Below are 17,582 nucleotides of genomic sequence, written 5' to 3' on the forward strand. Positions count from 1 at the left end.
TCGATGCACCAATAGCCACATTGGCCCCACAGGCAACTATCGTCACGGGAGTCAATTGCTGACGTCGAGATGACGTCCTGCCCCGGGAAGGTCTGACATGTCGAGGCGTCGCCGAATCTCCGTGGTTTTGATGACCTCGGCCGTTATCGGATCAAGCGTCGCGATCGATGTTGCGCCCCTGGCATATGCCGACCCGTGCACCGGGCCCGCCGCGGGGCTGCAGCCACCGACCCCGGTCCCCGACGACGGCATGCCCGGCCAGGCTCCCCCGATCGGCCGCCGGCCCGCCGGCGCCAATGACAAGGCACCCCTGCCTGAGCTCGGCAAGCTCCCGCTGGCCATCCTCAAGCAGGTCCTGCCTCAACAAAGCGCCAAGAAGAAGCCCGGGTGGGCCCAGGAGCTGGCGCGGCCGGCCCTGCCCAATCCCCCGGAGCCCGGCTCACCGAACAACTTGCAAGACCAGCAAGCGGCGGCCGTTGCCCCCGCTCCTGCACCCGCTCCTGCCGTCGGCCCTGCCGCCGAGGCGGCCGTCTCCCCGAGCACGTCGGTCGTCGGTTGGGTGACCGGAGTGGACACCGGCGCCAACACACTTCAGAAGTTCAGCATCTCCGGCACCGACCTCGGAATCATGTGGGACAACGGCGATTCCGCCGGCCGCCAGGTGTTGATGGCCTTTGGCGATACCTACGGATACTGCGGAATGAGGAGCCAGCAGTGGCGGTACAACACCCTGCTGCGCACCCAGGACAAGTCGCTCTCACGCGGCCTGGCCGTGGCGGAGGGATCGACCTCCAACCCGTACGCCGGTTCTCCACAGTCACGCCCGGGCTATTCCAAGCAGGTCATCCCGCCCATCAAGTGGGCGGCCCAGGAACGGGGCATCATTCCCACTGCCGCCATCTCCGTCGGACGCACGCAGTACATGAACTACATGTCCATCAAGAGCTGGGACAGCGCCGGGGAATGGACCACCAACTACTCGGCCACCGCGGTGTCCAACGACAACGGTCAGAACTGGAAGACCTTCCCGCAGAGCATTCGTCCGGCCTCCCCCGACGCCATCAGCCAGGTTCCCTTCACGCCGGGCAATGAGAACTTTCAGCAGGCCGCCTACGTCAAGGGCAACGACGGCTACATCTACATCTTCGGAACCCCTTCCGGGCGTAGCGGATCGGGCTTCGTGTCGCGCGCGTTGCCCGGCAACCTGCCCGATGCCGCCAAGCATGAGTTCTGGAACACCGATCGAGGCTCCTGGGTGCCGGGTGACCCCAATGCGGCGACCCCGATCATCTCGGGCCCGGTGGGTGAGATGTCGGCGCAATACAACACCTACCTCAAGAAGTATCTGGTGATGTACGGCGACAAGCAGGGAGACGTCCTGCTCTCGACTTCCCCGGCGCCGCAGGGCCCGTGGAGTCCACCACAGGTCATCGTCACCGAGTCACAGATGCCGGGCGGCCCCTACGCGCCGTACCTGCATCCGTGGACAACGGGCAAGGAGCTGTACTTCAACTTGTCGTTGTGGTCGGCCTACAACGTGATGTTGATGCGCACAACCCTTCCGTAACCCGTTACGTCGGCCTGCTAGATCCGTTCAATGATGGTCGCGTTGGCCAAACCGCCTGCCTCACACATGGTTTGCAAACCGTAACGCCCGCCGGTCTGCTCCAACGCCGATACCAGTGTGGTCATCAACCGCCCGCCACTGGCCCCCAGCGGGTGCCCGATGGCGGTGGCACCGCCGTTGATGTTGACCTTGGACAAATCGGCACCGGTCTCCGCCTGCCAGGCCAGAACCACCGAGGCAAAGGCCTCGTTGACCTCGAAGGCGTCGATATCCGCCAACGATAGCCCGGCACGGTCAAGGACTTTCGCGGTCGCGGGGATGACTCCGGTAAGCATGTACAACGGATCGTCACCCACCACCGCCACCGAATGCACGCGGGCCCGCGGAGTCAGCCCCAGGCGCTTGGCGGTCTCGCTGGAGGTGATGAGCACGGCCGATGCGCCATCGTTGATCGGCGAGGAGTTGCCCGCCGTCACCTTCCAGTCAATCTGCGGGAAGCGTTGCTCCCACAATTCGTTACGGAAGGCGGGTTTGAGCCCTGCCAAGACGTCCACGGTGGTCGATGGCCTCACCGATTCGTCGGTGAGTACCTCAACCAACTCGCCATCGACGTTGGGGGCCTTGATCGGCACCACATCGCGCGCGAATCTCCCATCGGCCCAGGCCTGCGCGGCGCGGCGGTGACTCTCGGCCGCAAAGGCATCCAGGTCCTGACGCGACAGGTTCCATTTCGCCGCAATCAATTCCGCGCTAATACCTTGTGGGACCAGCCCTTCCGGATAGCGCCCGCCAACTCCCGAGCCGAAAAAGTCCTTGCCCAGACTTTGACTGCCCATGGGTACTCGACTCATCGACTCGATACCCGAGGCGATCACGACGTCGTAGGCACCGGCGATCACGCCTTGCGCGGCAAAGTGGATGGCCTGCTGGCTGCTGCCACATTGTCGATCCACGGTGACCGCGGGGACCGTCTCGGGCAACCCTGCGGCCAGCGCCGCCCATCTCGCGGTGTTGGAGCTCTGCTCCCCTACCTGCCCGACCGCGCCACTGATGACGTCGTCCACCAGAGCCGGGTCTATCCCGGTGCGTTCGACGAGTGCGCGAATGGCGTGTGCGTGTAGATCGACCGGATGCACCCCCGAGAGTGATCCCCCGGGCTTTCCCTTTTCGACGGGTGTGCGCACCGCGTCGACGATGACTGCGTCTCTCATTGCCCTGCCTCCTGAATTCGCCGTTGAACTCCTCTTCTGCCGGTATACGCCCGGTCAGTTGGAATTCACAACTAAGTGTGACCAAGTGCATAACGTGCTAAGTTGGATTTCACGACTATGAGAAATTGCTCGATAGCCAATGCCCTCGATGTGATCGGGGAACGCTGGACCCTGCTGGCCCTGCGCGAGATCATGCTGGGCAATCGACGCTTCGACGAGATCGTTCGCAACACCGGCGCCAGCCGCGACATCCTGGCCACCCGGCTGCGCAAGCTCGTGGACGCGGGCGTGCTGGAGAAGCGGCAATACGAACAGCGCCCTCCCCGTTATGAATACCTACTGACCGAATCGGGACGTGCGCTGCGGCCGGTGCTGTTCGCCTTGATGGACTGGGGCGACAAGTTCGTCACGCAGGGCCCCCCGCCCAGCGTCTGGGAACATGAATGCGGGTCGGTGCTGCATATCCTTCCGGCCTGCGAAAGTTGCGGAGAGACAGTGACCTTCGACGACATCACGGCACGACGAATCGGCACGGTGCGATGAGCTCAAAGCCCTTGACGTATCAGCCCGCAGGGGCCACACACCTCGCTGAAAGTGGCTGGCCCGCCACCCCGCCCGCCTTACGACGATACGAGCGGACCGTCACCATCGGGCACGGAGAGCACGCATGGCAAGAGGCTTCGCAAGCGGTACTGAACTGGGGCGTCAAGCGCCGCAGCGGGTTCCGGGTGAATCCGGATGCGACAGCGCGTGAGGGTACCGAGTTCCAGATCAGCCTCGGATGGGGGCCATTCAGCGTTCACGAGCCGGTACGCGTTGTCACCGTGGCCAACACCGACGACCGGTGCGGTTTCGCGTACGGCACGTTGCCGGGCCATCCCGTATCCGGCGAGGAAGCGTTCATCGTGCACCGGAACGACGACGGGACGGTGTTCCTCACGCTGCGGTCGCTGACGCAGCCCGCACCGTCCGGATTCTGGCGGCTGGTGTTTCCGGCGCTCCTGGTGGCGCAGCGGGTATTCCGCCGCCGATACCTACGGTCGCTGTCCTCCTAGGCGTCGGACGACGCAAGGTCCACCAACGCGCGTGCGGGTCCTGTCGGCGCAGATCCCGGTCGCCACACCGCCCGGAACTGGCGTGTGAAGTCGGTGCCGTCGGCGAGGGTCACCTCGACCAGCGTCCCCGCCGACAGTTCGGGTGCCGCGATGAGACGGCTGATCACCGCGGGTGCCAATCCCGTTGCCGCGGCTGCTTTGATCGCGGCCGCCGAGCCCAACTCCGCCGCCGGTGCCGCCGGCTGGCACACCTGGCTGAGCACCTCCCAGACGGTGTCGCGGGTTCCCGAACCCGGCTCGCGCATGAGCAGCGGGGTGGTGGCGAGTTCACGCAGCGTCACCGGCTTCCGACGCCGCGCCCACTTGTGTCCCTGCCCCACCACGATGACCAGCTCGTCAGCGCCCAGCACTTCCCCGGCCAGGCCTGCCGGTGCGTGCGGACCCTCGATGAATCCCAGGGTCGCACTTCCGGCCCGCACCAGTTCGCACACCTGCTGGGTGTTGCCGACCTCAAGGGACACCGGGACGTCGGCATGCCGTGCACGAAGTGCCGTGAGCCACAGCGGTATCCGGTGATCGGCGATGGTTCGCGAGGCAGCGACCACCAGACGTGGCGTGTGACCGGAATGCAGAGCCGCCACACCCGCAACGAACTCTCGCGCCGCCGCCAGGACGGGGGCGGCGTGGCCGACCACCGCAAGTCCGGCTTCGGTCAGCCGTGATCCGGTGGGGCCTCGTTCCAGCAGCACCAGCCGCAGACGGCGCTCCAGTGCCCGCATTCGCATGCTGGCCGCGGGCTGGGAGATGCCGTGCATGCGCGCCGCCGCCCCGAGGCTGCCCGTCTCGGCAACGGACACCAATAGGTCCAGCACGTCGAGGTCGGGCGTGCCCGGAGGAAGAGGCATAAGTACAGTTTATGAGGTTCCGCCAAAATGCCTGGTAATTGCCCCTGATTACGATGAGAAGGCTATGGACGACAACGACATCCGCCACCTGCGGCGCTGCGTCGAGCTGGCCGCCGAGGCCCTCGACGCGGGCGACGAGCCCTTTGGGTCACTACTCACCGGACCCGATGGCGTCGTGCTGACCGAAGATCGCAACCGCGTCGGTGGAGGCGATTCCACGCGTCATCCCGAGTTCGAGCTCGCACGGTGGTCCGTCGAGCATCTTTCAGCGGACGAGCGCGCGGCATCAACGGTCTACACCTCTGGTGAGCATTGTCCGATGTGTTCGGCGGCCCATGCCTGGGTCGGTCTAGGACGGATCGTGTACGCCAGCTCCTCGGCCCAGCTGACACAGTGGCTCATCGCTCTTGGTGCGCCACCGAGTCCGGTTGCGGCGCTGTCGATCAATGCAGTGGCCCCCGGTATCGAGACCGACGGTCCGGCGCCGGATCTCGCGGACGAGGTGCATGCCTTGCATATTCGCTTCCGCACGGGTGGCTGATCAGTTCACTTGACGCACGCGACGCCGTCGGCACCCATCTGACTCAAGTCGGTCGGCGCCGGCGCCTGAACACCGGTTCCCGTTGCGGCCACTGCGGTCATCACGTCGCTGGAATTGGCCTCAGCCGACGAATCGGCCTTCTTGCCGGCACTGTGGTGCGCGATGTAGTCGTCCGCAGGAAACTGCGAGCCCACCGTCAACTGGACGGTTCCGGGTGCGACCGCACCGGATTCCGTCATCGGCAGGTGGAATTGATCGGCAAGCGCTTGCGCACCCTCCTGGGCATCTGAGCCGTACATAATCGAGCTCTCGGTCGACATGGACTCTGCCGTCGTCGCCCGACCACGAGTGAATCCCCGGGCGGTGAAGGCATCTTCGATCGCCGCACCCAGCCCGTCCCGGTCCGTCGCGTTGACAACGTTGAGCACTACGGGCGCCGAGAGAGAAACTGCCGTCGGCGGCGCAGCGGCAGCGGGCGGCGCGGGAGGGATATCGGCGGAGAAGCGGTCGTGCACGATCTGCCGGATCGTGGGGAGATCGACGATGTTGACGTCCGAACCGTTGGCATCGTGACCGAAGTCAGAGATGGGCAGCGTGTAGAAAGACATCGGCCTCTTGGTCAGTTGGGAGGCGCGCGCGGCGAAGTCGACGAGGTTGAGCCCGGAGTCGATCGCGACGTTCTCGTGTGCGACGTTCAGGATGTTGCGTATCGCAGCGGGATTCGACATCACCCCGCCCTTGCGAACCGCGGTCAACAGCGACACGAGGAAGGCTTGCTGCCGTCTGGTTCGGTCCATGTCGGTGAACGAGCCGTCGTTTTCGTCACGTCGTTGTCTGACAAAGGCCATCGCCTGGGATGCGTCGATCTGCTGAACGCCCTCGCGGAAGTTGGCACCCGAGAACTCGTCGATCGTGTCGTGGTTCAGGCACACGGTGATGGGCTGCACCGCCTTGGCGATCTGGAAGAACGCGGCAAGGGTTACCTCCACGAAATGATCGATCGGCACACCCAGAAAGTTGCCCACCGTGTCGATCTGGGCCTTGCGCCCAGCCTCGCGGGCGGCCTGCTCACGCGCGGTCAGGTCGTTGGCGCCCGCCTCGTCGGAGCCGCCGCTGGCCTGCCGGTCCAGTGCCTGCTGGTAGGCGAATCCGTACGCCTGCTTGACCTTGCCCTTACACACCGACCCGGGGCAGCCCGCCAAATCCACGTAGTCGTCGCGCGGGATCGACACCGCCGTCATGGGGCCACCATCGCCCGGGATGTGAACCACAATCAGCACATTGGCGTTGTATCCACCGGACGTCTCGTCGCCGGCGTGCAGTGCGTCGTACATCTCTTGCGGCAGCGGCCGGCCGTTTTGGTCGAGCCGACTATCCAGGCCCATGAGCAGGATGTTCTGATCCTGCCCGGCGGGTGTGAGCACCCCGGGCAACACGTGCGAGGTGATGATCTGCCCGACTGTCGTGTTGTATCCGGCCCAGCCAAAACCCGTGATGGCCATGACGAATGCCGCAGCGATACCGGCGACCAGCCGGCCCTTCTGCAGCACCCAGCGCTGCGCTTGCCCAGCTTGTAGATCGCCCATAACAGTTGACCATTGTTCTGGACAATCCGGCCAAAACAGGGCAAGCGCGCACCCACCTCTTCGGCGAGTCCTCCCTCAACGTTCGACTGTGAGGTAGGTGTGAATTTGCCAGGGCCGCTCGCAAATCCGCGCGCGTGAGCCCCAAGACCGGGATGACGCGGGTGGTCTTGCGTTCATACTCGGCGAAGTTCTCAAATCGCTCGGCCTGGAGCCCGTAGATCCGGTCGCGCTCCTCACCCACCACGTCACGCACCGCCACCGGGTAGTGGTCGCCGCCGATCTCCACCGATACCTGGTCTGGGTGGGCTAGCGCGTTGTAGTACCAACTGGAGCTGTTCTCCCGCCCATTGTTGGAGGCGAATACGTAGATCTCGCCACCCTCGCCGCCCGGCTGGTAGGCCATCGGGTTCTGACGGGGCTCGCCCGACTTGGCACCCACGGTATGCAGGATCAACATGTCGAATTGTGCAAAGAAGCCACCCGCGCCGCCTGTTTCGCGGATCTCGGTCATGACATTGGCGTGGAAATCATGGGGGGTTGTCTCGGTCATAACAGATTCAATGTCAACTGGGCTGACACTATTCCGATCGCCGCAAGAAATTTTGGACAATTCTGTCGACGAACCCGCCGTCGACGGACTCACCCGTCACGATGACGCGGTAGTACAACGGCGCCACCAACTGCTCGGCCAGAACAGCAACATCCACATCGGCCGGCAGCTCCCCTCGCCGCACGGCGCGCGCGATGGGAATCTGGTCGCGCGCTTGTTGCTCGCGTAGATAGCGGGCGCGGAACGCGTCGGCGAGCTGCGGGTCATGCTGCGACTGGCCGATCAAGGCCCGGAACACCGCGCCGGCGTCATCGGTGGTGAGAAATTGCGCGGTGGTGGCGAGGTGGTGCCGGAGGTCAGCCTCGAGGCTGCCGAGGTCTGGCGGATCGAGCTGAAAGGCGGCATCTTCCAGAAAGACGTCCATCAACACGTCCGCCTTCGAGTTCCACCATCGGTAGACGGTCTGCTTGGCCACCCCCGCGGCCTTGGCGATGCCCTCCATGGTGACTCCGGCATAGCCCTTGGCGACCAGCAGATCATCGGCAGCGTGAATGACGGCTTCGCGCGCGGTCTCGCTGCGGCCATGGCGGTTTCCGAAATGACGGCGCGCCTCATCGAGCTCTCGAGCCTTCGCCGTCTCATTCACAGCATTCATCGAATCATCACCCTAGACTAGACGAGACGTTGCGTCTATTCTAAACGCATGACAACAACACTTCATGAACCCGAATTCGCCACGATCGTGGACCGGCTCTTCGAGAACGCGTCGCATGATGCGCCACCCGTCGACCGGGACGCCTTCCACACAAAGTCCGTCGAGGAGCGCGTCGAGCTGTTCCAGAACACCTACGTCCCCATCGCTCCCGATGCCGGACGGCTGCTCTACAGCCTGGTCCGCGCGGCCAAGCCGAAGACGATCGTCGAGTACGGCCTGTCGTACGGCATCTCGACCCTGCATTCGGCCGCCGCTGTTCGCGATAACGGATTTGGACGCATCATCACCACCGAGATGAACACCACGAAGATCGCGGCTTCCCGCGCGACCTTCGCCGAGGCCGGGGTGTCCGACCTGATCACCATCCTGGAGGGCGATGCCCGCGAGACGCTGAAGACGGTTGAGGGGCCCATCGAATTTCTGCTGCTCGACGGCTGGCCGGACCTCGATCTGCCGATCCTCAAGCTCCTCGAGGACAAGCTGGCACCCGGCGCGCTCGTCATTGCCGACAACGTCGGATTCGAAAGCAGCAAGCCATATTTGGAGTACATCCGTACCCCAGAGAACGGCTATGTGAGCGTGGCCTCACCCATCGGGGAATGCATGGAGCTCAGCTGCCGTTGTGTGTAGCGGTGCAATATCACCCAAAGCGTTGGCGGCGGTCGTCTCGCCAAAGTCTCCCGCCGCCAACGCCTTCAGAACCACTCCAGGAAGGTGTGGCATGTTCAAATCTACCCTCGGCCTGTCGGCAGTGGCGTGTACTTCGCTCGCATTGCTGTCTGCGGCGCCCGCTTCCGCGGGACCCAAATCCCCACAGACACCCAGCGAACTCGGTGCCCAGCTGCAATCGCAGGGCTATAAAGTTCAGTACGAACGAATCGGCAACTGCGCCTTGGATGCCGGCTCGGTGGTCGGCACCCGGATTGGCCCGGCGGTGTGGGCGGATACCACCACCCAGACCAAGGCCGGTGGCGGCGTCGGTGACGGAGCCGGTACCCGCGGAGGCGTCACCTGGAGCCACGATGTTGACCACCAGATCGCTTACATCACGGTGGCGTGCAAACGCGCCGCGAAGTGAACTAGTGGCGATTGGCAAATAATTGGATGCGCCAGCCGCCCCGGAGACGTAACATGCCTGAAATCATCAGTGCCGCAAGGTAGCTGACGAGTCTCCGGATAGAGGATTTCTGTCGTGACGACGTGGACCACCCGAGCCGAGCTTCCCGAGGATGTTTCAGCGATACGTGCGGTCAATATCGCGGCCTTCCCTGCCCATGACGAGGCCGACTTGGTTGATGCGTTGCGCGCAGATCCGGCGGCATGGATCGACGGTCTGTCCACCGCGAGTGTCGACGCCGGGGGTGAAATCGTGGCCCATGCACTGCTCACCCGGTGCACCGTGGGCGCAGGACCCGCACTGGCCCTGGGGCCATGTGCGGTCTTGCCGCCTTTTCAACGCACCGGGGCAGGTTCGGCGGCCATTCGCGCCGGCCTCGAGCGCGCAAGCAGTCTCGGCGAGAACTTGGTCGTGGTGCTCGGGCACGCCCTCTACTACCCACGATTCGGATTCACACCGGCATCCGCCTTCGGTGTCAGCGCGGGCTTCGAAGTCACCGATGACACGTTCCTCGCGCTGGCATTAGACCCGCAGCACGAAACGCCGCGCGGCCAGATCATCTACCCGGCAGCGTTCGGCGTCTGACGGGCCGCCTCAAAGCAGAAGACCCCCCGAATATTCGGGGGGTCTTCTTTTGTGGAGCTGCCGGGAATTGAACCCCGCCCTGACCTGCAGTTTTGGGGCCTGAACTGCGTTTAAGCGATTCTCGACGATTTTCACCCTGTAGCGCCACCTGCGGGTTTGCCTGACGATGTTGACCACGTCAACAAGCGTCGCGGCGCACACTGATCAACCCGCCCACGAGAACCGGGTCAGAGCCCGCCGCAACCCGCAATCGACCCGACGCCACGACACTTCACTAGACCCCGGTGTAAGGTCGTCTTGTCTATTAGCTGTGGGCGGTATCACTGGGGGTGACCAAACGATGGGCCGACTCGAGGTCGATCCCGAATCGCTGCATCGGTCGGCTAATGAGATGGACCGGCTACTGGCCGCACACCGTGCCGCGCACACCAAAGCCCACGGACAGATCAGCGCCGCCATGTCCGGATGGGTCGGTGGCGCGGCCTCGACCCTGAGCAGCGAGTCGACTAACTGGCAGGGCCACTCCAAGCACGTCGAGAACGAATCCACCCACTATCGCGATGCCTTCGATCAGATCGGGTACGCGTTCGCCGGGATGGAAGAACAAACCGCCGTCAACATCCTGGGCAACCGTCCACAGGCCAAGGCCTGACCCATGTCGTTGTCGCTGGCCGAAATCAAACGCGCCAAAGTCCAAACGTTCCGTGACGTAGCCGATGCCCTCGACGGCATGGCCGGGGCGAACCAGGACATGAAACGCGGTGTAGAGCGTCTGCCGATCATGGGCGACGGCTGGAAAGGCGTCTCCGGGGATGCCGCCCACCAGGACATCGACACGCACGGCAAGTACCTCGACGGCCACGCCCAAGCCCAACAGGGCGCGGCCCGCAAGATCCGCGCCGCTGCCGACGAATTCGAGGGCGTGCAACAGCTGCTCAAGAAGATCGAAAGCGACGCAGCCAACGGCAAATTCAGCATCAACTACGACACCGGTGAAGTCACCCCGCCGAACGGCAAGTACGACAAAAACGAGTTGGACTACCTGACCAACACACTGCGGCAGATCCGCGCAGCCGGTGACGCCGCGAACACCGACCTCGAGGCGGCGGTCAAAGCCGCCCAGACACTTCCCGATCCGTCCGGTTTGGCCGGTGCGGCACTTCCGGTTACGCCGAACTCCTCGACCAAGCCCGATGGCTCCTTTGGTGCACTGCAGAATCTTGCCACCGCCAAACCTGACGGGCGGCCCGCAGAAACTCAGGCCGCCGCCGCGGGCGCCGATACACAGGCCAATTACAAAGAGTGGTACCCGAAAGCGCCCGCGACGGGCGACAAGATCACCATCGACCCCACTAAAGCGGGCAGCTTCACCGGGACGGTCGGTGCGCTCGAGAAACTTCCCGGCACCCCCAAACCCCCGGACGGCTTCGGCACCGGTGTCGCCCGAAAATTCGGGGACGGTGTCAACAGCCGTGTCGACGGGATAGTCGACGAAGCCAAAAACCTGACCGGACAAGGCGGACCCGGCGCACCGGGCGTGGCCGAATCCTGGGCGAAATTCGTACTCGGTACCGCCGATCAGATGGCCAACCCTCTCGGATCGCTGCCCGGCGATGTCAAAGATCTCGTCAACGACCCTGCGGGATTCGCAGGCAAGAAACTGTTCGACGTTGCTTCGGTCGCTACCACTGGGCCCCTCGGCGGTGAAGCATCAGCCGGAATGCGCGGACTACTCGGCGACCTCACCGGCGCAGAAACACGAGCAATCCCACACAGCATCGACACCCCCCACCCCGCACCGGTGGTAGAACACACCCCAGCCGGTCTCGCCGACCATCCGGCGCCGAGTGGCGGGCATTCTGCAGGTGGCGATCATATGCAGACGGGGCCGCAAGCTCCCGAACTCAATCACGTATCTGCCGAATCCGGCGGCCCCGGCGGATGGAATCAAGAACTGAACAAGCCCGCGCCGAACACGCATTACAACGTCGACGACCGGTTCCAGTACAGCACTGACGATCAGCGCCGCGTCGGCCATGCCGAGATGACGTATGACCACGGAGCCGAAACCGGAGACCGGAACGGCCATCAACAGCGGATCGCCGGTGGCCCCGACCGGCTACCTGGAGACCAAGGCGGCCACATATTCGGTACTCAATTCGGCGGCCCGGGCGAGGCGATCAACATCACGGCCATGCGCGACACGCTCAATCAAGTCGGGGCCCGCGACTACTACAACCTTGAAACCCAATGGCGACAACTCGCGGAGCACGGGCAAGTTCAGGTGAAGGTGGACATCTCGTATCCCGGCGATTCACTACGCCCCGAGTCGTACACCGTCGAGACATACGTTGACGGAAAGCTCAACAGTACCTACCATTTCGACAATTAAGAGGGGATGGAATGACTGACCAACCGCCGTACCTTGTCCAGCTCGGGGACGCGCAGACCAAGGTCGTCAAGCCGCTGTTCGACGCCCTCCCTGCTGGCTGGCGTGAGGCGACGGTGGAGTACCGCAAGGCAGGTTCTGTCGCAGAGTCGAAGGTCGTAGTGACCACTGATGACGGCCAGGCGGACATCGTCAAGTCTCCAATCGACATGATCCGCGCCTTCAAAGAGCTTCGCGAATACATGGCTTCCCAAGGCAACGGTGCATGGCTTTCCGTGACCTTGACCGCCAAGCCGGACGGGAAGTGCTCGTTCGATTACAACTACAACGAGCTTCCCAATTGGACGGTTCAACCCACGGATGAGACGTACATCGAAGACCTGAGCAAGTACCCGCGTCCAGCCGATCAGATCCCCGCCTGGTACCCGCGGGCTATCTGATCGATTGGGAGCTGCGCGGATTGTGGGCGCGCGGTCGTTCACTATTGAGCGATGACTGCGATCAAGCGCTTTCAGAAGACAGGCACATGCGCCACCTGCTCGGGGGCGATCCATTTTTATCCGGCACCGGTGACCGATGAGCAGGCCGTCGCCGAAGGTGACAACCCAAGCGGCCAGTGGACTCATCTGGACACCGCTGATTGGATCGACGACCCGCACGACGCGAGGCCAGCCTCGTAATAGCAGGTCAGGTCGGCGTTTCTAATCCCACGATTTGATGCCACACGGCGCTAAGCTTGGATCCAGCTTCACGGGGGTGAACAAAACTGAATCCAATCAAACAGAGGGGGAAACGAATGACATCACTTCGAGCCGCATGCGCGCTGACGCTAGCGATCACCTGCGCCAGTTGCGGACAACCAGACCGTCCTGAACCCGTAGCGTCGGAAGCGCCGACTTCCGCGCTGGCGCCGCTCGACCTTGGCCGCAGCGACGGCACAACGTTCGATCCCTGCCACGCGTTCACGCCATCTGAGCTACGCAATTGGGGGCTGACGCCCCAGCAGGTATACGCCGTCGGCGGGGTCAACACGGGCCTACGTGGATGCGAATGGGAATCTGCGAGCAACACCGAAATATGGAATCTGAACATGTTCGTCAGCAACGTCACCGTTCAGAGTATGTGGGACAAGGGCGAGAAGAAGATTGCCGTCGCCGGGGTCGACGCTGCACAGCATCAAGAGCCTGAAATGTGCGTTGTCACCCTGCCTGCCCAGCGATCATCAGTCAGCGTGAATCTTGGGGGAGATTCCGGGAGGGCTGGTATTGACTTGTGCGCCAAGGCAGTTGAGATCGCCAAAGGGACACTGCCGAAGATTCCAAAATAGGGATCGGGCGAACTACATAACCGGCGTGAATCGTTCGACGGTTGTCAGGTCAATCGTGGGGGGCACCCAGCTCGGTTCGGTGGTGAAGTCGGTGACGGTGGGTGCGACGAACCAGAACGAATCGAAGGTGTGTTCCTTGCCCAGCGCCTTCATGGTTCCGAACTGCACCTGATACACCAGCTTGTGGCCCTCACCGAGTTGCAGCACAGTCGAATTCGCGAGCATGTCCAGGCCCACGCTGGCGCGCTGCTGATCGATTTCGGCTGGTGTCGGGTTCTCCCCTGCCGGCGCATCCAGGCGAGGTAGTTTCAGCACCCCGTTTTCGATGCGGGCTTCGAACGGCACGAGTAGCAGCGTGATCGGCGGTGTGTGCGTGGTCAGCCGGAACTGCGGCTCCGGGGGCGCTAGCTTGTTGTCCGGGCCGGCGACGCGCGGCGTGAACGTGATCGCGCCCCATGGTTTGAAATGGTCGGGGCGATACCCGGCATCGAGGGTGTCGGGCACGATGTTGCCGTACAGGCCGATGCATTTGAACCATGGGATATCTGCGATGTCAGTCATCGAAGGTGCCTTTGTCTTCCGTGTTGGTGACAGCTCCTTGCCGTTGGTAGCGGCGCAGGATGATCCAGAGAGCTTGGACTGCGAGGACGCCGCCGACGTAGACGGCCAGGCGCACTCCGTTGCGTCCGGGGTAGTCCTGATCGGATAGCGAGCTGGCCGAGTTTTGGATCAGCACCAACGTCAACAGCACAGATTTCACGGCGTACGTTTTCCCGAGGCGGCTGCGCCACCATCCGCGGGAGCCCAGCATGTAGGTGGCGGTGTATCCGACCATTTGAACGGCCAGCACGCAAAGAGCGGCGTTCGCCAGCAGTTCGACCCGGATCATGCCGCACCGCCGATCAGCACCTTGCGTAGCGCATCGGTGAAACCGTTGAGCTGCAGCTCTTTACGTAGCGCCGTTTCGGCTTTCCGGGCTCGTTCGTCGATGCGTTCGGCTTCCTTGCGCCGCTGCACAGCGTTCTCCTGTTCCTGCTCGGCGCGGTCTGCCCGCTCCCGGGCGGTCGCGATCTCGCGCTGCCACCAGGTCATGGTGTGCGCTCCTGCGCGAGTTGGCGGATGGCCTCGACGATGGACTGCTGCACTTCGGCGGCCACGGTGGACCGCGCCGCCGTGGCCGCGAATTTCGCGATACTCTCGGCGTCTTCGTCGGACCGCTTCTCGAGGGCGGTGATCTCGCGATCCTTCTGCCCCATGATCTCTCGGTGGTGCACACCGAGCACTATCCAGCCACGGAACTGCGCCGTGACGAACGCGGCCACGAACACGATCAGGAACGACACAATGCCGATGCCGTCCCACATGGCCGGGTTCAACCAGTTCACTGGCCGTTGCCGCCTCGCGGAGTGTGGGCGACCGCCACAGCCTGGCCGCCGATCACAAACACTGTGCTGATCAGGTTCAGCCAGATCGGCGCGGCCTGGTCGTCGACGAGGTTGTAGTACTGCAGAAGCGAAAACAGTGCAATGGCGACTGCGTACAGCCATAGGCGCACCTTGGGTGTGAGAGCAGTACGGAGCTTGTCGAGCATGGCAGTTCGTCCTTTCCGGCTAGGGCAGTTTCCAGGCGGTCCAGGCTGGTGGGCCGTCGTTCCACCATGAGACGGTGCCAGGCACGGTGAATACCGTTGCGTTGGGAACCTTCTCGGTGATGATCTGGGCGGCGCAGTCCACGGCGCTCAAGCCGCGCCAGAACGGTTCGGGTTGGTCGTGGTAGTGAAAGTGCGCGTTGGTCTGCACGAATCTGATTGCAGCGGTGATTGTTTGGATGATCTGCGGCAGCAGAGCGAACAAGCTCATCACATCCAAGATCTGGCCGCCCACCTGATTTGTCGGCCCGGTGGTGACCAGGGCAGCCACCGTCGACAGCGCGCCGGCCCCCGGGAGCGCCGAGGCCAGCAGTCCGAGCAGCTGGCGGCCCACCGTCGACACGAAAAGGTTGAACAGGTAGGCGGCGAAGTCGAGCGAGATCTCCATGCGAGTCAAGATCTGGTAGAGCCACGGCAGCAGACCCACGGCATTGGGGTACATGTCGCCGTCGTGGGTGAACTGGTAGGTGCGCGAGGCCGCCCAGTCCGGCCCGAACACTCCCGAGATACCTTGGCCGCCCGGATCGTTGCCGAGCAGCGTCGGGCCCGGGCGCCGGGATGGGCCACCGAATCCGATGATCAGCTTGATTTCTTCGCGCCGGTCTTCGGGCCATTGCAGGAGCGCGGTGTTCACCACGTCATCGCCCATGCTGTAGCCCATCCAGATCTTGGGCACCCCGACCATGGGTAACGCCAGGCGTAGCAGCTCGGCGGCGCCCTCGGTGCGGGCATCGACGTAGGAGTGGGTGGGGTCGCCCATCAGGAACGCATCGGTGGAGAACCCGACGCCCTGCTGCATGAAGCGCTTCGTCGACGCCTTGGGTGCGACGAGCACGACACCGAGCCGGGTCTTGCAGTCGTAGGTCAGCACCCCAGGCTTGCTGTTGTACTTCGGGTCCTCGTGCTCGGCGAGCCAGCGCTGAATGTTGCGCAGGGCCCGGTCGGTCGCCGCGTCGAAGACACCGGACACGATCACGCCCTCGTCGTGCGCGCGGCTGTTGGTGGCGTACGCGAATAGCAGGCGGCGTTGCAGCTTGCGGATCTCATCGGTCGGGCCCATCAGCGGATCGGCCAGTTGCGGCTGTTGCCATGCCATGTCAGGCCCCGACCTTGCGCATGAGCGCGGCCAGGCCGGCGCGCAGGGTGCGGCGTTGCCCTTGCGCGTTGCGGCCGAGGTCGCCGTCCTCGCCCCAGATGTCCAGGCCCGGGCCGGTCTGTGCGGCCATGTACTCCAGCAGCTCGCGGTCGGTGTAGTCGCCCGGGAACACCTTGGGGGGCGGCTGGCTGGGTGCGGTCGGCGACATAAATACCCGCACGCGCCGCAGGAACTCGTCCATCGGGAACCCGTTGCCGGGGTCGGTGTGCCCACCGCCGCGTGCTCCGAAGTCGCGGTGTCCGACAATGCCCTTGGGCAGGACCGGCCACCCGGACACGCCGCCGTCACCGGCGTAGACGGCCGGCATGCCGAACTGTAGGCATGCCGCCGCGACGGCCTTGGCGCCACGGGTGAGCATGGCGTCTTCGTTGAGTCCGTCGCTGGCGTCGGTCTCCAGCCACTTTCCGGCCAGCCATTCGGCGAAGCTGCCCGCGAAGCAGATGTGCACCGCGATAACGTTGGCCGCCGCCGCCGACCATGGCGCCTCGACGACCGGCACGATCTCGATGGTGTCCTTGTCGTCGAGGGCGAGGTTGTAGGAAACGGGGTTGTCGGGCTGTGTCTTCCAGCTGTTGTTGCAGAAGTTGGCCAGTGAGACCGCGCTCGCCTTGGCCTGCTGGGTGTGCAGGACGACGTATGCCGTGGAGCCGCGCGGGCCGTCGCTGTTGCCAGTGGCGTTATCGGAGGTGTTCGGGTTGAACCCGTGCATCACTTTCGTGATGCCGTAGTCGAATTGCGCTGCGGGCACGGTGGTATTCCCTCCAGTGGCGGGCCAGTACTTGTCCAGATATGGGGTGACGGTGGCGATGCGGGACTTGATCTCGGTGAGGTACGCGCGTCGGCCGTGGTCGTACCAGTACTGCGCGCTCTCCCAGTTCGGGCGCTGTTGCATCCACGCGATATTGAGCCAGATGTCGCTACTGGCACCAGGCTTACGCCGCCAGATGTCGAGTTTGTCGAAGAAAGCCTTGATCTGGGCTGCGGCGCCGTCGAAGCGGTAGACGTAGCTGACGTCCTGTTGCGCGACACCGTAAGTGGTGTGCGTCGGGTCCCAGGCTTCCTCGTCCCATTCGGATTCTTGATAGAGCGTGGACTTCACGGCCAGGCACTCATCGCGGGTGTAGTCACGCGCCTTGGCTTCCGCAACGATGAGCTGCGCGACTTGGTCTTCGGTGGTCGGGTTCATGTTGTCTCGCTTTCCGTTTCGGAAGGTAGCGCCGCGGCAGTGTC

General features: G+C 63.8%; 23 protein-coding genes and 1 pseudogene. 12 read left to right on the top strand and 12 right to left on the bottom strand.

All coding sequences use genetic code 11. The annotated features are described in order from the left end of the window. Positions 1-97 precede the first annotated feature (97 nt). A complete protein-coding gene (locus tag MSTE_RS17365; protein ID WP_096503064.1) occupies positions 98-1,567 on the top strand; it encodes a DUF4185 domain-containing protein in 1,470 nt (489 codons plus the stop codon). A gap of 17 nt (positions 1,568-1,584) precedes the next feature. On the opposite strand, the gene MSTE_RS17370 is transcribed toward MSTE_RS17365, so the two are convergent. Then, on the bottom strand, positions 1,585-2,778 hold the full coding sequence (locus MSTE_RS17370) for a thiolase family protein (protein ID WP_096503066.1): 1,194 nt from the start codon (positions 2,776-2,778) through the stop codon (positions 1,585-1,587). Between the two features lie 117 nt (positions 2,779-2,895). Here MSTE_RS17370 and MSTE_RS17375 point away from each other — a divergent pair, with 117 nt between their 5' ends. Further along, positions 2,896-3,321: a winged helix-turn-helix transcriptional regulator gene (locus MSTE_RS17375; protein WP_162291673.1), complete on the top strand. Its 426-nt coding sequence runs from the start codon at positions 2,896-2,898 to the stop codon at positions 3,319-3,321. Next, positions 3,318-3,833, top strand: a complete 516-nt coding sequence (locus tag MSTE_RS17380) for a DUF1990 family protein (protein WP_096503070.1) — start codon at positions 3,318-3,320, stop codon at positions 3,831-3,833. Before MSTE_RS17375 ends, MSTE_RS17380 begins: the two co-directional genes overlap by 4 nt. On the opposite strand, the gene MSTE_RS17385 is transcribed toward MSTE_RS17380, so the two are convergent. Further along, positions 3,830-4,738, bottom strand: a complete 909-nt coding sequence (locus tag MSTE_RS17385) for a LysR family transcriptional regulator (protein ID WP_096503072.1) — start codon at positions 4,736-4,738, stop codon at positions 3,830-3,832. The genes MSTE_RS17380 and MSTE_RS17385 overlap by 4 nt on opposite strands. A gap of 64 nt (positions 4,739-4,802) precedes the next feature. On the opposite strand from MSTE_RS17385, the gene MSTE_RS17390 reads away from it, so the two are divergent. Further along, complete coding sequence (locus MSTE_RS17390; protein ID WP_096503074.1) at positions 4,803-5,279, top strand: nucleoside deaminase; 477 nt, start codon at positions 4,803-4,805, stop codon at positions 5,277-5,279. 5 nt (positions 5,280-5,284) lie between these two features. Here the strand turns inward: MSTE_RS17390 and MSTE_RS17395 are convergent, their stop codons facing one another. From MSTE_RS17395 to MSTE_RS17405, 3 genes and pseudogenes are all read right to left on the bottom strand, one after another. After that, positions 5,285-6,865, bottom strand: coding sequence for an LCP family protein (locus tag MSTE_RS17395; protein WP_162291453.1), 1,581 nt, complete (start codon positions 6,863-6,865; stop codon positions 5,285-5,287). 124 nt (positions 6,866-6,989) lie between these two features. Then, positions 6,990-7,415, bottom strand: a pseudogene (locus MSTE_RS17400) (nitroreductase family deazaflavin-dependent oxidoreductase); the annotation flags it as partial. Positions 7,416-7,443: 28 nt separating this feature from the next. Next, positions 7,444-8,070: a TetR/AcrR family transcriptional regulator gene (locus tag MSTE_RS17405; protein ID WP_096503076.1), complete on the bottom strand. Its 627-nt coding sequence runs from the start codon at positions 8,068-8,070 to the stop codon at positions 7,444-7,446. A gap of 48 nt (positions 8,071-8,118) precedes the next feature. Here MSTE_RS17405 and MSTE_RS17410 point away from each other — a divergent pair, with 48 nt between their 5' ends. From MSTE_RS17410 to MSTE_RS17445, 8 genes are all read left to right on the top strand, one after another. After that, a complete protein-coding gene (locus tag MSTE_RS17410; protein ID WP_096503078.1) occupies positions 8,119-8,760 on the top strand; it encodes an O-methyltransferase in 642 nt (213 codons plus the stop codon). 91 nt (positions 8,761-8,851) lie between these two features. Then, positions 8,852-9,208 (top strand): hypothetical protein, encoded by a 357-nt coding sequence (locus MSTE_RS17415; RefSeq protein WP_044105227.1) that lies wholly within the window; start codon positions 8,852-8,854, stop codon positions 9,206-9,208. A gap of 114 nt (positions 9,209-9,322) precedes the next feature. Further along, positions 9,323-9,832, top strand: a complete 510-nt coding sequence (locus MSTE_RS17420; protein WP_096503080.1) for a GNAT family N-acetyltransferase — start codon at positions 9,323-9,325, stop codon at positions 9,830-9,832. Between the two features lie 340 nt (positions 9,833-10,172). Further along, on the top strand, positions 10,173-10,484 hold the full coding sequence (locus tag MSTE_RS17425) for a WXG100 family type VII secretion target (RefSeq protein ID WP_096506034.1): 312 nt from the start codon (positions 10,173-10,175) through the stop codon (positions 10,482-10,484). Positions 10,485-10,487: 3 nt separating this feature from the next. After that, positions 10,488-12,224, top strand: a complete 1,737-nt coding sequence (locus MSTE_RS17430) for a DNA/RNA non-specific endonuclease (RefSeq protein WP_096503082.1) — start codon at positions 10,488-10,490, stop codon at positions 12,222-12,224. 11 nt (positions 12,225-12,235) lie between these two features. Beyond that, on the top strand, positions 12,236-12,661 hold the full coding sequence (locus MSTE_RS17435; RefSeq protein WP_096503084.1) for an immunity protein YezG family protein: 426 nt from the start codon (positions 12,236-12,238) through the stop codon (positions 12,659-12,661). A 51-nt stretch (positions 12,662-12,712) separates the two neighbouring features. Continuing rightward, on the top strand, positions 12,713-12,901 hold the full coding sequence (locus MSTE_RS17440; RefSeq protein WP_096503086.1) for a hypothetical protein: 189 nt from the start codon (positions 12,713-12,715) through the stop codon (positions 12,899-12,901). A gap of 116 nt (positions 12,902-13,017) precedes the next feature. After that, positions 13,018-13,548 (top strand): DUF3558 family protein, encoded by a 531-nt coding sequence (locus tag MSTE_RS17445; RefSeq protein WP_096503088.1) that lies wholly within the window; start codon positions 13,018-13,020, stop codon positions 13,546-13,548. A gap of 12 nt (positions 13,549-13,560) precedes the next feature. Here MSTE_RS17445 and MSTE_RS17450 read toward each other — a convergent pair whose 3' ends face one another. From MSTE_RS17450 to MSTE_RS24980, 7 genes are read right to left on the bottom strand one after another with little or no spacing between them, the layout of a single operon-like run. Further along, a complete protein-coding gene (locus MSTE_RS17450) occupies positions 13,561-14,109 on the bottom strand; it encodes a hypothetical protein (RefSeq protein ID WP_096503090.1) in 549 nt (182 codons plus the stop codon). Continuing rightward, positions 14,102-14,437 carry a putative phage holin gene (locus MSTE_RS17455; RefSeq protein WP_096503092.1) on the bottom strand — a complete coding sequence of 112 codons (336 nt, stop codon included), beginning with the start codon at positions 14,435-14,437 and terminating at the stop codon, positions 14,102-14,104. Before MSTE_RS17455 ends, MSTE_RS17450 begins: the two co-directional genes overlap by 8 nt. Continuing rightward, the gene (locus tag MSTE_RS17460; RefSeq protein ID WP_070927108.1) at positions 14,434-14,640 is read right to left on the bottom strand and encodes a DUF7620 family protein; all 207 of its coding nucleotides are present in this window, start codon (positions 14,638-14,640) and stop codon (positions 14,434-14,436) included. The genes MSTE_RS17455 and MSTE_RS17460 overlap by 4 nt, the downstream gene beginning before the upstream one ends. After that, the gene (locus tag MSTE_RS17465; protein WP_096503094.1) at positions 14,637-14,933 is read right to left on the bottom strand and encodes a hypothetical protein; all 297 of its coding nucleotides are present in this window, start codon (positions 14,931-14,933) and stop codon (positions 14,637-14,639) included. The genes MSTE_RS17460 and MSTE_RS17465 overlap by 4 nt, the downstream gene beginning before the upstream one ends. Further along, the gene (locus MSTE_RS17470) at positions 14,930-15,139 is read right to left on the bottom strand and encodes a phage holin (RefSeq protein ID WP_096503096.1); all 210 of its coding nucleotides are present in this window, start codon (positions 15,137-15,139) and stop codon (positions 14,930-14,932) included. Before MSTE_RS17470 ends, MSTE_RS17465 begins: the two co-directional genes overlap by 4 nt. A gap of 19 nt (positions 15,140-15,158) precedes the next feature. Further along, on the bottom strand, positions 15,159-16,292 hold the full coding sequence (locus MSTE_RS17475; protein ID WP_096503098.1) for a peptidoglycan-binding protein: 1,134 nt from the start codon (positions 16,290-16,292) through the stop codon (positions 15,159-15,161). A gap of 1 nt (position 16,293) precedes the next feature. After that, complete coding sequence (locus MSTE_RS24980; protein WP_157997709.1) at positions 16,294-17,538, bottom strand: peptidoglycan recognition protein family protein; 1,245 nt, start codon at positions 17,536-17,538, stop codon at positions 16,294-16,296. Between the last annotated feature and the right edge of the window lie 44 nt (positions 17,539-17,582).

The sequence above is a fragment of the [Mycobacterium] stephanolepidis genome (genome assembly GCF_002356335.1).
In the GTDB taxonomy this organism is placed as follows: domain Bacteria; phylum Actinomycetota; class Actinomycetes; order Mycobacteriales; family Mycobacteriaceae; genus Mycobacterium; species Mycobacterium stephanolepidis.

Excerpts from the sequence above, each read along its gene's own strand:
- MSTE_RS17370 (WP_096503066.1), bottom strand. The coding sequence starts at position 2,778 with ATGAGAGACGCAGTCATCGTCGACGCGGTGCGCACACCCGTCGAAAAG.
- MSTE_RS17415 (WP_044105227.1), top strand. The coding sequence starts at position 8,852 with ATGTTCAAATCTACCCTCGGCCTGTCGGCAGTGGCGTGTACTTCGCTC.
- MSTE_RS17390 (WP_096503074.1), top strand. The coding sequence starts at position 4,803 with ATGGACGACAACGACATCCGCCACCTGCGGCGCTGCGTCGAGCTGGCC.
- MSTE_RS17385 (WP_096503072.1), bottom strand. The coding sequence starts at position 4,738 with ATGCCTCTTCCTCCGGGCACGCCCGACCTCGACGTGCTGGACCTATTG.
- MSTE_RS17425 (WP_096506034.1), top strand. The coding sequence starts at position 10,173 with ATGGGCCGACTCGAGGTCGATCCCGAATCGCTGCATCGGTCGGCTAAT.
- MSTE_RS17405 (WP_096503076.1), bottom strand. The coding sequence starts at position 8,070 with ATGAATGCTGTGAATGAGACGGCGAAGGCTCGAGAGCTCGATGAGGCG.
- MSTE_RS17460 (WP_070927108.1), bottom strand. The coding sequence starts at position 14,640 with ATGACCTGGTGGCAGCGCGAGATCGCGACCGCCCGGGAGCGGGCAGAC.
- MSTE_RS17450 (WP_096503090.1), bottom strand. The coding sequence starts at position 14,109 with ATGACTGACATCGCAGATATCCCATGGTTCAAATGCATCGGCCTGTAC.
- MSTE_RS17430 (WP_096503082.1), top strand. The coding sequence starts at position 10,488 with ATGTCGTTGTCGCTGGCCGAAATCAAACGCGCCAAAGTCCAAACGTTC.
- MSTE_RS17470 (WP_096503096.1), bottom strand. The coding sequence starts at position 15,139 with ATGCTCGACAAGCTCCGTACTGCTCTCACACCCAAGGTGCGCCTATGG.
- MSTE_RS17435 (WP_096503084.1), top strand. The coding sequence starts at position 12,236 with ATGACTGACCAACCGCCGTACCTTGTCCAGCTCGGGGACGCGCAGACC.
- MSTE_RS17365 (WP_096503064.1), top strand. The coding sequence starts at position 98 with ATGTCGAGGCGTCGCCGAATCTCCGTGGTTTTGATGACCTCGGCCGTT.
- MSTE_RS17475 (WP_096503098.1), bottom strand. The coding sequence starts at position 16,292 with ATGGCATGGCAACAGCCGCAACTGGCCGATCCGCTGATGGGCCCGACC.
- MSTE_RS17455 (WP_096503092.1), bottom strand. The coding sequence starts at position 14,437 with ATGATCCGGGTCGAACTGCTGGCGAACGCCGCTCTTTGCGTGCTGGCC.
- MSTE_RS17410 (WP_096503078.1), top strand. The coding sequence starts at position 8,119 with ATGACAACAACACTTCATGAACCCGAATTCGCCACGATCGTGGACCGG.
- MSTE_RS17375 (WP_162291673.1), top strand. The coding sequence starts at position 2,896 with ATGAGAAATTGCTCGATAGCCAATGCCCTCGATGTGATCGGGGAACGC.
- MSTE_RS17395 (WP_162291453.1), bottom strand. The coding sequence starts at position 6,865 with ATGGGCGATCTACAAGCTGGGCAAGCGCAGCGCTGGGTGCTGCAGAAG.
- MSTE_RS17440 (WP_096503086.1), top strand. The coding sequence starts at position 12,713 with ATGACTGCGATCAAGCGCTTTCAGAAGACAGGCACATGCGCCACCTGC.
- MSTE_RS17380 (WP_096503070.1), top strand. The coding sequence starts at position 3,318 with ATGAGCTCAAAGCCCTTGACGTATCAGCCCGCAGGGGCCACACACCTC.
- MSTE_RS17445 (WP_096503088.1), top strand. The coding sequence starts at position 13,018 with ATGACATCACTTCGAGCCGCATGCGCGCTGACGCTAGCGATCACCTGC.
- MSTE_RS24980 (WP_157997709.1), bottom strand. The coding sequence starts at position 17,538 with ATGAACCCGACCACCGAAGACCAAGTCGCGCAGCTCATCGTTGCGGAA.